The sequence below is a fragment of the Stakelama marina genome (assembly GCF_018122655.1).
Taxonomy (GTDB): domain Bacteria; phylum Pseudomonadota; class Alphaproteobacteria; order Sphingomonadales; family Sphingomonadaceae; genus Sphingomonas; species Sphingomonas marina.
In genome coordinates this window covers 723,808-737,386 of the sequence record NZ_JAGRQC010000001.1, presented here as the reverse complement: position 1 = coordinate 737,386, position 13,579 = coordinate 723,808, and the positions used below count along the sequence as shown (strand labels likewise).

The following is a 13,579-nucleotide window of genomic DNA, read 5'->3' as shown; positions in this document are numbered from 1 at the left end:
CGGCTCAGGCCGCGGCTTTGGCCTTTGCCAGCGTATCGCGGATTGCATCGAGCGCTGCTTCGCCTTTCGCCCCGTCCGGTCCGCCGCCCTGCGCCATGTCGGGACGGCCGCCGCCGCCCTTGCCGCCAAGCGCTTCCACGCCCGCCCGGACGAGATCGACCGCGTTGTGCGTACCGGTCAGATCGTCGGTCACGCCGACCGCTACCGACGCACGACCGTCATTGACCGCGACCAGCGCGACGACGCCCGAGCCAACGCGGTTTTTCTGCTCGTCGATTGCGCCGCGCAGCGCCTTGGGGTCGAGGCCGTCGAGGACCTGGCCGACGAACTTCACGCCCGCGACATCCTCCGGTCCCGCAGCCTGTCCGCCACCGCCGCCAAGCGCGAGAGCCTTCTTGGCCTCGGCTAGCTCACGCTCTAGCTTGCGGCGGTCCTCGATCAGGCTCGCGACGCGCGCGGGAACGTCTTCGGGCGTCGCCTTCAGTGTTGCCGCGGCTTCGCGCAGCCGGTCTTCGCGCGCGTTCAGCCATTGCCGCGCGGCCTCGCCGGTCAACGCCTCGATCCGCCGGACACCACTCGACACCGCGCTTTCGCTTACGATCTTGAACAGCGCGATATCGCCCAGCGCGCGGACATGCGTGCCGCCGCACAACTCGACCGAATAGGATTTCTCGGTCGCAGCGCCCATCGAGAGCACGCGAACCTCGTCGCCATATTTCTCGCCGAACAGCGCCATCGCGCCTGCCGCAATCGCGTCATCGGGCGTCATCAGCCGCGTTGTGACTTCGTCGTTATGCCGGATCTGCGCGTTCACCTCGGCCTCGATCGCAGCGATATCCTCGGCACTCAGCGCCGAGGGATGCGAGAAATCGAAACGGAAGCGGTCGGGCGCGACCAGACTGCCCTTTTGCGTGACATGCTCGCCCAGCCGGTTGCGCAGCGCCGCGTGCAGCAGGTGGGTCGCCGAATGGTTGGCGCGGATACGGTCGCGGCGGTCGACATCGATGGCGAGGTGGACGGTATCGCCGACCTTGATCTCACCCGTCTCGACCCTGGCGTGATGCGCGTGCAGGCGGCCGAGCGGCTTCGACGTATCGGAAACGACCGCGCGCAATCCCCCGTCGTTGCCGATCGTGCCGGCGTCACCGACCTGCCCGCCGCTCTCGCCGTAAAATGGCGTCTGGTTGGTCAGGACGACGACTTCGTCACCAGCCTTTGCGCTGTCGACGCGCGCCTTGTTCTTCACGATGGCGACGACCTGCCCTTCGCCCTCGGTCCCGGTATAGCCGATGAATTCGGTCGAACCGGCCTCATCGGCAATGTCGAACCAGATTTCGTCCGAAGCCTGCTCGCCCGATCCCTTCCAGGCGGCGCGCGCGGCGCGCTTCTGTTCGGCCATCGCGGCGTCGAAACCGGCGCGGTCAACCGACAGCCCCTGCGAACGGAGCGCATCCTCGGTCAGGTCATACGGAAAGCCATAGGTGTCGTAGAGCTTGAACGCGGTCTCGCCCGGCAGCGTGTCGCCCTTCGCCATGTCGGCGGTCGCCTCATCGAGCAGCTTCAGCCCCTTGTCGAGCGTCTGGCGGAAGCGCGCTTCTTCCTGCAGCAACGTCGCCTCGATCAGCGCCTGCGCGCGAACGAGCTCGGGATAGGCATTGCCCATTTCGGCAACCAGGCTCGGCACCATGCGGTGCATCAGCGGCTCCTTCGCGCCAAGCAGGTGCGCGTGGCGCATCGCGCGGCGCATGATCCGCCGCAGCACATAGCCCCTGCCCTCGTTCGCCGGCAGCACGCCGTCGGCGACGAGAAATCCGCTCGAGCGAAGATGGTCCGCAATGACGCGGTGGCTCGCCTTGTGCTCGCCATCGGCCGACGTGCCGGTCAGCATCGCCGATTCCTCGATCAGCGTGCGGAACGTATCGGTGTCGTAATTGTCGTGCTTGCCCTGCAGCAGCGCGGCGATCCGCTCCAGCCCCATGCCGGTATCGATCGACGGCTTGGGCAGGTCGCCGACGATCTTCCCGCCTTCCTGCACATATTGCATGAAGACGAGGTTCCAGATCTCGATGAAACGGTCGCCGTCCTCGTCAGGGCTTCCGGGAGGGCCGCCCGGGATTTCGGGCCCGTGGTCGTAGAAGATTTCGGAGCACGGACCGCACGGACCGTCATCGCCCATCGACCAGAAATTATCCGACGTGGCGATGCGGATAATGCGATCGTCAGGCAGTCCCGCGACGCGTTTCCAGATTTCGGCCGCCTGGTCGTCGTCGTGATAGATGGTGACGAGCAGCCGGTCGGGGTCGATCCCCCATTCCTTCGTCAGCAGGTTCCACGACAGCTCGATCGCACGGTCCTTGAAATAGTCGCCGAACGAGAAATTGCCGAGCATCTCGAAAAAAGTGTGGTGCCGCGCGGTATAGCCGACATTGTCGAGATCGTTGTGCTTTCCGCCCGCGCGGACGCATTTCTGCGCGCTCGTCGCGGTCGAATAATCGCGTTTTTCAGCGCCGGTGAACACGTTCTTGAACGGCACCATGCCGGCATTGACGAACATCAGCGTCGGATCGTTCTGCGGAACGAGCGGCGCTGACGGGACCTTGGTGTGTCCCTCACTCGCGAAATAGTCGAGGAACGAGCGGCGAATATCGTTGGTCGAGATCATGCTGCCGACTTAGGCGCGGACCGCCGATTGCTCAAGCGAAACGCTTCGATGAGGGTAATTGGAGCGCGGTGTCAGTCGTCGGCAGCCCATTCCAGTCCGGCCGGTAGGTCAAAAGCTGCATAGTCAATCTGGAGCACCCGTCGCCGCCGTTGCCCGACGGCACGCTTCGATGCGTGCAGAATGGGTGTTGAATAGATCCATATGTCTCCGGCCTCGGCGAGACATGTCTGCACGCCACACCGATCGACAACCGACGAAATCTGGGTTTCCAAAATCACACCAGCCTTGTGCGAACCAGGCGCAATCAACAGCGGTGCGTTGGCTTCATCAACAGCGTCCACGTGCATCCGTACTGTCAACATTCTTTCGATAACCGCGAAGGGGGGTGAGACGTGCAAACGGCCCTGTTTGCGTGTCCACGGACCGTAATCTTCAACTTCCGCTCGCCGCTTCACCTCGATCGTGCGGTCCTGATGCCATGACAGGAACCAGTTGTTCTGCGAGTGCTTGTCGAAGGCAATCACCCGAACCGGGCGAGCGCTTTCTCCCAGATATTTTCGCAACAGACTAGTAACGCGCGCGATCTGTGGCCTGTCAGCAACTGACTTGACCTCCAGCCTTTCTCCGGGCCGAGCAGCCTCCCGCGCAGCGAAGATTTTTACGAACTCCTCTATCTCTTCCGGCGGAAGAAATGATGGCGCGCAGATCGCCCCTCGCGCATTGAGTTCGGCTGGAGCGTACACGGCTCAACCCATCGGCTGGTCGAGGCTGGGCGGCGGTTCGCTGAAGAATTTCGGGCCGGCTTCGGTCATGTGGAAACAATCCTCCAGCCGCACGCCGAACTTGCCGGGCAGATAGATGCCCGGTTCGTCGGAAAAACACATACCGATGTCGAGCGGCTCGTCTTCGCCGTGGACGAGGTTCACCGGTTCATGCCCGTCCAGCCCGATCCCGTGGCCCGTACGGTGCGACAGACCCGGAAGCGCATAACCCGGTCCGTATCCGAGCGATTCGTAATAGGCGCGGACCTTGTCGTCGATGCTGCCGGCGGGGGAGCCCAGCGTCGCCGCCTGAAACGCGATCTGCTGCCCTTGGTGCACGGTGTCCCATATCTTGCGCTGTTCGGTCGAGGCGGTTCCATGCACCCAGGTGCGCGACACGTCCGACTGATATCCCTGTACCGTACAGCCGCAGTCCATCAGCACAACGCCGCCATCGGCGACCCTTTGCGGTTGTTTCGACCCGTGCGGATAGGCAGACGCTTCGTTCAGCAGCACCATGCTGAACTCCACCGAGCCTCCGAGTTTGCGCGTCGCCGCGCTCATCATCGCCGAAACCTGCTGCGCGGTCATCCCGGCCTCGACGCGCGGATAGGTCCAGCGATAGGCGGCGATGGTGACATCGGTGGCGAGCTGCATCAGCGCGATTTCAGCGGGCGTCTTGCGCATCCTGACCGCCCGGACGACGCGCGCTGCAGAGACGATATCCGCGTCTGGCAGCGCATGTTGCAGCCCATTGACCGCGAAATAGCGCACGGTCTGTTCGATCCCGATCGGCCTGTTCGCCAGCCCCCGCTCCTTCAGGAAGCCGGCAACGAGCTTCAGCGGGTCCTGATCCTCCTGCCAGACACGGATATCTGCCTCGATCCCGAGCGATTCCCTGACCGAGGGCGCTTCGAAAAACGGCGTGACGATGCACGGATCGCCTTCGACCGGCAGGACGAGCGCGGTCAGCCTTTCGCTGCGCCACCATTCAACGCCGGAAAAATAGATCATCGACGATCCCGGCTCGATCAGGACCGAGCCGATACCGTTCGCCCGCATCAGCCTCTGCGCCCGCGCGATCCGTGCCGCGCGTTCCTCGCGGCCGATCGGCTTTGCACCGCCGGTAATGTCGCTCAGATCGGACGTGTCGATTTCGGACGCGGCGGCGCCCCCTGCTCGCCAAAGCAGCGGCGTGACCGCGGCTGCCGCGATGAAGCTGCGCCGGCCGATCATCATACGTCCTCGGCCGATTTATATTCGGCGACATCGATCTCGCCGACCATCTTCGCCACCGTCGTCGTCACCGTCAGGTCGCCCGTCACGTTCGTCGCGGTGCGCATCATGTCCATGATCCGGTCGATTCCGGCGACGAAGGCGATCGTCTGGAGCGGGACACCGACCACGCCGAACACCAGCGTCATCATGATGAGGCCGGCCCCCGGAATGCCCGCCGCACCGACCGAGCCCAGTGTCGCGGTCACCGCGATCAGCATATAGTCGGCAAAGCTGAGATCGATGCCGAAGATCTGCGCACCGAACATCGTCGCCAGCCCGAGGTACATCGCGGTGCCGTCCATGTTGATCGTGGCGCCGAGCGACAGGACGAAGCTCGAAAGGCTGCGCGACACGCCCAGATTATCCTGCGCGCACCGCATCGAAACCGGCAGGGTCGCGCTCGACGACGCAGTCGAATAGGCGACCGCCTGCGCATCGACCGCGCCGCGAAAGAAATCGCCGATCGGAAGCTTCGCGACGAAGCGCAATATTCCGCCATAGACCACGACGATAATGAGCAGGCAGCCGAGATAGTTGGTCAGCACCAGCTTTCCGAGCGGCAGCAGTGCGTTCAGGCCATAGCTTCCGGCGACCCAGGCGATCAGCGCGAACACGCCGAATGGGGTCAGCTCCATCACGATCATCGTAACGTTCTGCATGACGACCGCGCCGGCATCGACCGCGCGCTGGACAGGCGCCGCGACCTCCTTCGCCATCACGATGCCGATGCCGAACAGGATCGAGAACACGATCAGTTGCAGTACATCGCCATTCGCCATCGCCGCAACCGGATTGTCGGGCACCATCGAGAGGATCATGTCGGTGACCCCGGGGGGCGCCTTGTCGGGAATCGCCGACGGGTCCGGTGTCAGGTTCAGCCCCGCCCCGGGCTGGATCAGCGCCCCCAGCAACAGGCCAAGCGCGACCGAGATCAACCCGGTAATCAGGAACAGGCCGACCGCGCGCCCGCCGACCCGGCCCAGCTTGCGCAGGTCGCCGATCGCGGCGACGCCCGCCACCAGCGAAAAGAAGATCAACGGCACGACCAGCATCCGGATCGAACGAATGAACAGATCGCCGATCCACTTGATCGATTCGGCACCCGGCCCCCAGAGCAGGCCGACGATTACGCCGAGTACGAGCGCGCCCACGACGCGCTGCCACAGCGGAATACGAAACCAGAACCCCATTACGCGCTTGCTCCCCCTTGTTCGATCAGGCGCTCGCCGCCCGTCAGTCACGCATAGGCATAGGGACCGCCCTTGGCGAGTGCTGCCTGATAGGCAGGACGGGCGTGGATGGTTTCGAGCCATGCGATCGTCGCGGGCCGATGGTGGTCGAGCCCGGCGCGCGAGCGGGCCGCCTCAAGCGGGAAGCTCATCATGATGTCGGCGGCGGAAAAGCGATCGCCGGCGAACCAGGCGCGACCCGAAAGCTCCGACTCGACGAAGTCCAGATGGACGTCGATCATCGGCTGGATGCGTTTCTGCGCACGCTTTCCCAGCAACGGGATGCGGCCGAGAACGAGCTTCAACAGGAGCGGCGGCATCAACGACCCTTCGGCGTAATGGAGGAAATGCCGATAGCGCAGCACCGACTGGCGGTGCGGCGACGGGCCAAGCTTGCCATCGGCCTTTTCGACAAGATATTCGATGATCGCACCCGTTTCGGCGACCACGGTCTGATCGTCCTGGATCACGGGCGATTTGCCGAGCGGATGGATTCGCTTCAGTTCAGGCGGTGCGAGCATCGTCACCCTGTTGCGCTCATAACGCTGCACGACATAGTCGAGCCCGAGTTCCTCGAGCAGCCAGAGGATACGCTGCGAGCGCGAATTCTCGAGGTGATGCACCATGATCGACATGTCCGTCCTCCTGCTGCCGTGCTGTTGTCGGGAACAGCGATAGTCGCTCGGTCACCGGCACGCAAAGGCCCGACGCCGCAGGGCGCCGGGCCTTTCGTCGGGGAGCGTTCCCCGGTGATCGCGCCGCGGAATAAGCGGCACGACCCGATTGTCATCAGTCCTCGGCGTCGGGACCGGTCATCATCTCTTCGGCGACCTCGTCGGTCTTGCCGCGAATGGCGTTTTCGAGCTTCGCCATCATTTCGGGATTTTCCTTCAGGAACGTCTTGGCATTTTCACGCCCCTGCCCGATCCGGACGCTGTCATAGGAGAACCACGAACCCGACTTCTCGACCAGACCCGCCTTGACGCCGAGATCGAGGATCTCGCCGATTTTCGAGATGCCCTGGCCGTACATGATGTCGAACTCGACCTGCTTGAACGGCGGCGCGACCTTGTTCTTGACGACCTTTACCCGCGTCGAGTTGCCGATCACCTCGTCGCGATCCTTGATCTGGCCGGTGCGGCGAATGTCGAGCCGCACCGAAGCATAGAATTTCAGCGCGTTGCCGCCCGTCGTCGTCTCGGGATTGCCGTACATGACGCCGATCTTCATGCGCAGCTGGTTGATGAAGATCACCATGCAGCGCGAGCGGCTGATCGACCCGGTCAGCTTACGCAGGCTCTGCGACATCAGCCGGGCCTGGAGGCCGACATGGCTGTCACCCATCTCGCCTTCGATTTCGGCGCGCGGTACCAGCGCCGCGACCGAATCGACCACCAGTACGTCGATCGCGTTCGACCGCACCAGCGTGTCGGTGATTTCGAGCGCCTGTTCGCCGGTGTCGGGCTGCGACACGATCAATTCATCGATATCGACCCCCAGCTTGCGGGCATAGACGGGGTCGAGCGCGTGTTCGGCATCGACGAACGCCGCGGTGCCACCCATTTTCTGCGCTTCTGCGATGACATGCAGCGCCAGCGTGGTCTTGCCCGAGCTTTCAGGTCCATAGACCTCGATCACGCGGCCGCGCGGCAGGCCGCCGACGCCGAGCGCGATGTCGAGACCGAGCGAGCCGGTCGAAACCGCCTCTACCTGCATCGCTTCCTTCTGGCCCAGCTTCATCGCCGAGCCCTTGCCGAACGCCCTGTCGATCTGCGCGAGTGCGGCGTCGAGCGCCTTCTGGCGATCGCCCGCCGCCTTGTCGTTGGATGCTGCCATCTTGTTGTCGATTACCTTGAGCTGTGCCGCCATTGGATGAACCTCGTCGCTAGAGCATGTCGGGTACGCATTCAACGTCTGTGACAGCGATGTATCGGATTTGTTCCATTTGAACAAGAGTGGAACAAATATTTTCCCATCCGGCTTTGACACCCGCGCCACGGTCATGCTGTATTAGTTTGGCAATACAGGAGCGCGGCATGCGAAGGATCGTCAATCGAATCATCACCCTGACGCTGCTCGCGGTCGGGGCGCCATTGCTGGTCATTGCGGCGGTGCCGGCCGCGCTGGCCTTCCCGCACCATGCGCAATTCGGCGACGTCGCGGTCTATTCGGTTGATCCCATTCCCGACCGGATGGCCGCCATCCTTGCGGCGGCGGATGCGCGGACGTCGCGAAGCGCAATCGCCGCGCCGCTTGGCAAACGCTCGATCTATCTTACCGACGGAGGTTGGCGCTGGCGGCTTCTCGCGCCGACCGCGCAGCACGCCTTTGCGATCACCCGTGCGCCCTTCGGCAATTCGATTTTCAACCGCAGCGACATTGCCCATGACCGGGTGACGAACGGCGCCGCTGTCGCCAATGTTCGCACGCTGAGCGGCACGATCGCGCACGAAACGACGCACCTTCTGATCGCGCATCGCTATGGCTGGCTCGCGCCCTTCACTGTCGCGAACTGGAAGGCGGAGGGATATTGCGACTATGTGGCAGGCGAGAGCACGCTGTCGGACGCGCAGGCCGCTCGCCTCGAGCGCGAAGGCAAGAACCCGCCTGCCCTATTCTATTACGAGGCGCGTCGCCGTGTCGCCCGCGCGCTCACTGCGGACCCGAACGTCGACCATCTGTTTCCGAAATAGGCCTCAGCCCAGCGCCTTGAGCGCGGCCTCCACACCATCGGCCGTGAAAGGCTTGTTGAGCACCGGTCGCCCCTTGTGCTGCTCGGCGATCGTGTCGCCCGATCCGCCGGTCGCCAGGATGAACGGAATTTCCGCCTCGGCAAGTGCATCGGCAACTGGCCAGCTCTTCTCGCCGCCGCGAAGATGGACGTCGAGGATCGCGGCGTCGATGCCGCCCCCGCTCACGCGGCCCAACGCGTCATCGACGGTTTCGGCAGTGCCGGCAACCTTGCGCCCGAACATCTCGAGATAGTCCTCGAGCATCATGGCGATGAGCGGTTCGTCTTCCACGACGAGGATGTTCGTAATGGCGGTCATGCAGTCCGCTTCCAAGCACAGATCGTCGCACTAGCCAAGCTTATTCGTCGGTCATCACGTCGCGCGTCGCTTCCGCAAGCTGTTGAACCGAAAAGGGTTTGGGAAGAAACGCAACATTGTCGATGTCGATCGACTTGCGCAGCTGTTCCTCCGCATATCCCGACATGAACAAGACCTTCAGATCGGGATATGCCTTGCGGATCGCGCGCGCCATCGTCGGCCCGTCCATGACCGGCATGACGACGTCTGAGATCAGCAGATCGATCTCGGGCTTGTCCGCCACCATTTCCAGCGCCGCCTCTCCATTCTCGGCGGTCATCACCGTATAACCCTGCCGCGTCAGCGCCCGTTCGGCGATCGCGCGGACCATATCCTCGTCCTCGACCAGCAGGATGGTTCCGCTGCCCCACAGGTCTTCCTTTTTCGGCTTTTGCGGGAGCGCTGCCCGGCCCGGCGCCTGCGCGGCATGGACCGGCAGGAAGATGGTGAACTGCGCCCCTTCGCCCGGCGGCGATTCGGCAAAGATATATCCGCCCGACTGCTTGATGATGCCGTACACCGTCGACAGGCCAAGCCCGGTTCCCTTGCCGACATCCTTCGTCGTGTAGAAGGGCTCGAATATCTTCGACAGCGATTCCTGCGGGATACCGGTGCCCGTATCGCTGACGCGCAGCGCGGTATAATCACCGATCGGCAGCACGTCGTCGTTGAGCTTGCGAATTTCCGACGCCGTTACCGCCATCGTCTCGATCGTAACCGTACCACCGCCATGCGGGTTCTTCGCGAGCATTGCATCGCGGGCGTTGACCGCCAGGTTAACGACGACCTGTTCCAGCTGCCCGGGGTCGGCGCGAACCGGGCTGAGCCCGCGTCCGTGCTGCACCACCAGATCGACCGTTTCGCCGAGCAGCCGCTTGAGCAGGTTCGAGACCTCTGAAATGACGTCGGGCAACTGCAGAACCTGAGGTCGCAGCGTCTGCTGTCGCGAAAAGGCGAGCAGCTGCCGCGTCAGGCTCGCCGCGCGATTGGAATTGGCGCGGATCTGCTGGATGTCGTCATAATCGCTGTCGCCGGGCGAATGGCGCATCAGCATCAGATCGCAGTGACCGATGATCGCGGTCAGGATATTGTTGAAATCGTGCGCGACGCCACCGGCGAGCTGGCCGACCGCTTGCATCTTCGTCGCCTGCGCGACCTGCCGCTTGAGCCGCGTTTCCTCGCTGTTGTCCTTCAGGCTGAGCAGTACGGCCGCCTCGCCCATGCCGCGCGCGCCCGCCACGGTTATCGCGACGGGCTCGTCGGGCTGCTCCTTCAGGCGGACGGTCATGTCGCCGGCATGTGCAGCGCCGTTGGCAAAGCGGCGAATAATGTCGGCGAGCGGCCCCTTGTCCTCGCGCACCACGAGATCGCCGGGATAGAGCGGCGGGTTGTCTGGCGAGATGTCGGTCGCCTTGATGAAGGCGTCGTTCATGTGAACGAACCGTCCGTCGCGATCGACCAGTGCCATGCCCACCGGCAACAGCGACACCAGCGTGCGGATATGCGCGCCCGCATTCATCGACGGCGCAGGGCTGTTGTCATGCTCCTCGTCGAGCAGCGCGAGGAGCATCGGCCCGTCGTCGTCGTCGAGAAAGGGCACTTGCAGAATGCGAAGCGGGTTGCCGGCCAGCCCTTCGCGCTCGAACCGGATCAGCCCGTGATTGTCGGTAATCAGGAGCCGCGCAAAATCCCGGCCTTCGGCCGCGGAATCGCGACTGCCCATCGCACGTTCGCGAAATACGGCGTTGGCCGCGCGCACTCTGCCCTGCCGGCTGATCAGCGCAACCATGATTCCGGCCGCGCCGAGCCGAGCGCCGCTATCGCCACCAACCATCGCCTCCACCCGCGACGGTATGTCGATGATCTCTCCGCCCGAAAATCTCCAGACGAGCATGTCGTCCCCGGCGCGCTGTAGCGTCACGTCGAGCGGGCTGTGATCGCCCTTCGCGATCGCCGCCGATGCCTCGCCATCGCGCCAGGCGGCTCGCCCCGCCTTGGCCAGCACTGCATTGTCCTTGTCGGCAACGGGCAGCGACGGCGGTGTCGGAAACCCGCCGAAAAGCGTTTCGAAGCGTTCGTTCGCGCATACCAGCCGCCCGGCGCGATCGGTGACGGCCAGCGCTTCGTTGCTGGCGCTTGCCAGGACATGCGCCAGCGACCAGTCGATTTCGGTTTCGGGGGCCGCCTGGTCGCGCGACAGCCGAGCCCATCCGGCCAGTCCTCCTGCGATCAGAATCGCCGATCCGATAAAGCCGGCGGCCACCACGGGGTCGCCCAACAATGCGACAATGGCCGCCGCCGCGACGATGCCCGAGGCGATCGTCACGACCAGCGGCCATGCGAGCCCGCCTTTGGTCGAGGAAGAACGAGAAGAGAGCGTTGCCATGGCTTTCGCCGTGATGTGCGCACGCTCGCCCGCGGTCAAGCGGCAGGAGCAAGGGAGGGCGGCGAACCGCCCTCCCCGATGCGATTACCAGATGCGCACGCGCTGATCGGGCGCCAGATAGAGCTTCTGGCTCGCGGTAACATCGAACGCCGGGTACCAGGGATCGAGGTTGCGCACGACCCAGGTCCGCTGTTCGGACGGCGAATGCGGGTCGGTCAGCAGCCGCTGTTCCAGATTGGCTTCGCGGTATTTGCGCCGCCACACCTGCGCCCAGCCAAGATAGAAGCGCTGGTCGGCGGTGTACCCGTCGATCACCGGCGGCGTCTTGCCGTTGAGCGAGTGCATATAGGCGTCGTGCGACACGGTCAGGCCCGCCAGATCGGCGATGTTCTCGCCCAGCGTCAGCTTTCCGTTGACGTGCTTGCCCGGCAGCGGCTCGTATTTGTCATATTCCTGGACCAGCGCATTGGTACGCGCATCGAACGCCTTGTGATCGGCGGGCGTCCACCAATCGACCAGGCGGCCCTCCTTGTTGTACTTCGAACCCTGGTCGTCGAAATGGTGGCTGAGTTCGTGGCCGATAACGGCGCCGATACCGCCGTAATTGACCGCCGGATCGGCGTTCGGGTCGAAGAAGGGCGGCTGGAGAATCGCGGCCGGGAAAACGATCTCGACCATGCCCGGATTGGCGTAGGCGTTCACCGTCATCGGGGTCATGCCCCATTCCCAGCGATAGATCGGCTTGCCGAGCTTGTTGATGTTGTAATTGTGCTGCCACTGGTTGGCGCGCAGATTATTGCCGAACGCATCGCCCGGCTTGATGATCAGCCCCGAATAGTCACGCCACTTGTCGGGATATCCGATCTTCGGCGTGAACGCGGCGAGCTTTTCGTGCGCCTTCACCTTGGTCTGGGGGGCCATCCAGTCGAGCTTGTCGATGCGGCGATCCATCGCGGCGATGATATTCTTCACCATCTTGTCCGCCGCCACCTTGGTTTCGGGCGGGAAATATTTCGCGACATAGATCTTCGACACGTCGTCGGAGAGGATGCCACTGGTGAAGTCGACCGCGCGCTTCCAGCGCACCTGCTGCTCGGGCGTGCCCGACAGGACGGTGCCGTAAAAGGCGAAATTCTCGTCGTCGAACGGCTTGGGCAGGACGTCGGAAAATCCTTCGAGCGAGCGGACGAGCAACTGGTCCTTCAGCACCGAAAGCGGTGTATTCGAAATCAGCTTGGCCTCGCCCTCGACCGCGCTGGGCTGTGCGACGATCACATAATCGACATTGGCGCCGATGCCCTTCAGATAGGTCGCGAAATCGAAGCCCGGCGCCTTCTGCTGAAGGTCGGAGAGCGTCAGCTTGTTGTACGTCTTGTTCGAATCGCGGCTTTCGACGCGCGTCCACTGCGCCTTGGCGAAGCCGGTCTCCAGGTTCATGATTGCCTGCGCGCGGGCCTGGGCATTGCCCTCGCCCGCAAGCGTCAGCATCTTCGCCATGTGCGCGACATACTGGTCGCGGATCTTCTGGAACTTGGCGTCCTTCGACAGATAATATTCGCGGTCGGGCAGCCCGGTGCCGCCCTGATACAGGTTCATGGCGTAGATGTCGGGCTGCTTGTCGTCCTGCCCGACATAGCTGCCGAACGGAACGCGCACGCCGTTGCGATCCGCCTGCGCCACGAGCGCGGCATATCCCGATTTCGACTTCAACCCGCGGATCTGGTTGAGCCACGGATCGATCGGCGCCAGACCCTTGGCGTCGATCGCATCGCGATCGAGATAGGTCGAATAGGCAACGCCGATCTTCGAATTGGGGTCGTTCTTCACATTTTCGAGGATACCGTGCGTGCGCTTCTGCGACAGATCGGCAAGCATCGTGAACAGGCCGTATGCCGACTTGTCCGACGGGATTACCGTATCCTTCTGCCACGTGCCGTTGGCATATTCGTAGAAGTCGTTGCCCGGCTCGACCGCCTTGTCCATCCCGGCTTCGTCAAAGCCGAACTGGCCGATCTGCGGCTTGGGCGCCGGAGCCGGCGTAACCTTCGAAACCGCCGCCTTTTCAAGCGGGGCCGACGGTGTATCGGCAACCGTGCTGGTTGCGCAGGATGCAAGAAGGGTGGAGCCGGCAAGAATCGTGGAGACGAAAAGCGTGCGCCGCATGAAGAATCCTC

General features: G+C 63.5%; 10 protein-coding genes. 1 reads left to right on the top strand and 9 read right to left on the bottom strand.

Features of this window, described 5'->3' with window-relative positions; genetic code table 11:
• Positions 1–4 precede the first annotated feature (4 nt).
• The 6 genes from alaS to recA all read right to left on the bottom strand — a co-directional run bounded on the left by alaS (position 5) and on the right by recA (position 7,799).
• Positions 5–2,662, bottom strand: a complete 2,658-nt coding sequence (alaS, locus tag J7S20_RS03485) for an alanine--tRNA ligase (RefSeq protein ID WP_284052836.1) — start codon at positions 2,660–2,662, stop codon at positions 5–7.
• A 71-nt stretch (positions 2,663–2,733) separates the two neighbouring features.
• Positions 2,734–3,405 (bottom strand): phytanoyl-CoA dioxygenase family protein, encoded by a 672-nt coding sequence (locus J7S20_RS03480; RefSeq protein WP_284052835.1) that lies wholly within the window; start codon positions 3,403–3,405, stop codon positions 2,734–2,736.
• 3 nt (positions 3,406–3,408) lie between these two features.
• Complete coding sequence (locus tag J7S20_RS03475) at positions 3,409–4,662, bottom strand: M24 family metallopeptidase (RefSeq protein ID WP_284052834.1); 1,254 nt, start codon at positions 4,660–4,662, stop codon at positions 3,409–3,411.
• Positions 4,659–5,891, bottom strand: coding sequence for a dicarboxylate/amino acid:cation symporter (locus tag J7S20_RS03470; RefSeq protein WP_284052833.1), 1,233 nt, complete (start codon positions 5,889–5,891; stop codon positions 4,659–4,661). The genes J7S20_RS03475 and J7S20_RS03470 overlap by 4 nt, the downstream gene beginning before the upstream one ends.
• A 47-nt stretch (positions 5,892–5,938) precedes the next feature.
• On the bottom strand, positions 5,939–6,565 hold the full coding sequence (locus tag J7S20_RS03465) for a glutathione S-transferase family protein (protein WP_284052832.1): 627 nt from the start codon (positions 6,563–6,565) through the stop codon (positions 5,939–5,941).
• 154 nt (positions 6,566–6,719) lie between these two features.
• A complete protein-coding gene (gene recA / locus J7S20_RS03460; protein ID WP_284052831.1) occupies positions 6,720–7,799 on the bottom strand; it encodes a recombinase RecA in 1,080 nt (359 codons plus the stop codon).
• Between the two features lie 167 nt (positions 7,800–7,966).
• Here recA and J7S20_RS03455 point away from each other — a divergent pair, with 167 nt between their 5' ends.
• A complete protein-coding gene (locus J7S20_RS03455; RefSeq protein WP_284052830.1) occupies positions 7,967–8,623 on the top strand; it encodes a hypothetical protein in 657 nt (218 codons plus the stop codon).
• Positions 8,624–8,626: 3 nt separating this feature from the next.
• Here J7S20_RS03455 and J7S20_RS03450 read toward each other — a convergent pair whose 3' ends face one another.
• The 3 genes from J7S20_RS03450 to J7S20_RS03440 all read right to left on the bottom strand — a co-directional run bounded on the left by J7S20_RS03450 (position 8,627) and on the right by J7S20_RS03440 (position 13,568).
• Positions 8,627–8,980 carry a response regulator gene (locus J7S20_RS03450; RefSeq protein ID WP_284052829.1) on the bottom strand — a complete coding sequence of 118 codons (354 nt, stop codon included), beginning with the start codon at positions 8,978–8,980 and terminating at the stop codon, positions 8,627–8,629.
• 40 nt (positions 8,981–9,020) lie between these two features.
• Entirely contained in the window at positions 9,021–11,405 is a 2,385-nt protein-coding gene (locus J7S20_RS03445) for a hybrid sensor histidine kinase/response regulator (protein WP_284052828.1), read from the bottom strand.
• Between the two features lie 84 nt (positions 11,406–11,489).
• Entirely contained in the window at positions 11,490–13,568 is a 2,079-nt protein-coding gene (locus J7S20_RS03440) for a M13 family metallopeptidase (protein WP_284052827.1), read from the bottom strand.
• Between the last annotated feature and the right edge of the window lie 11 nt (positions 13,569–13,579).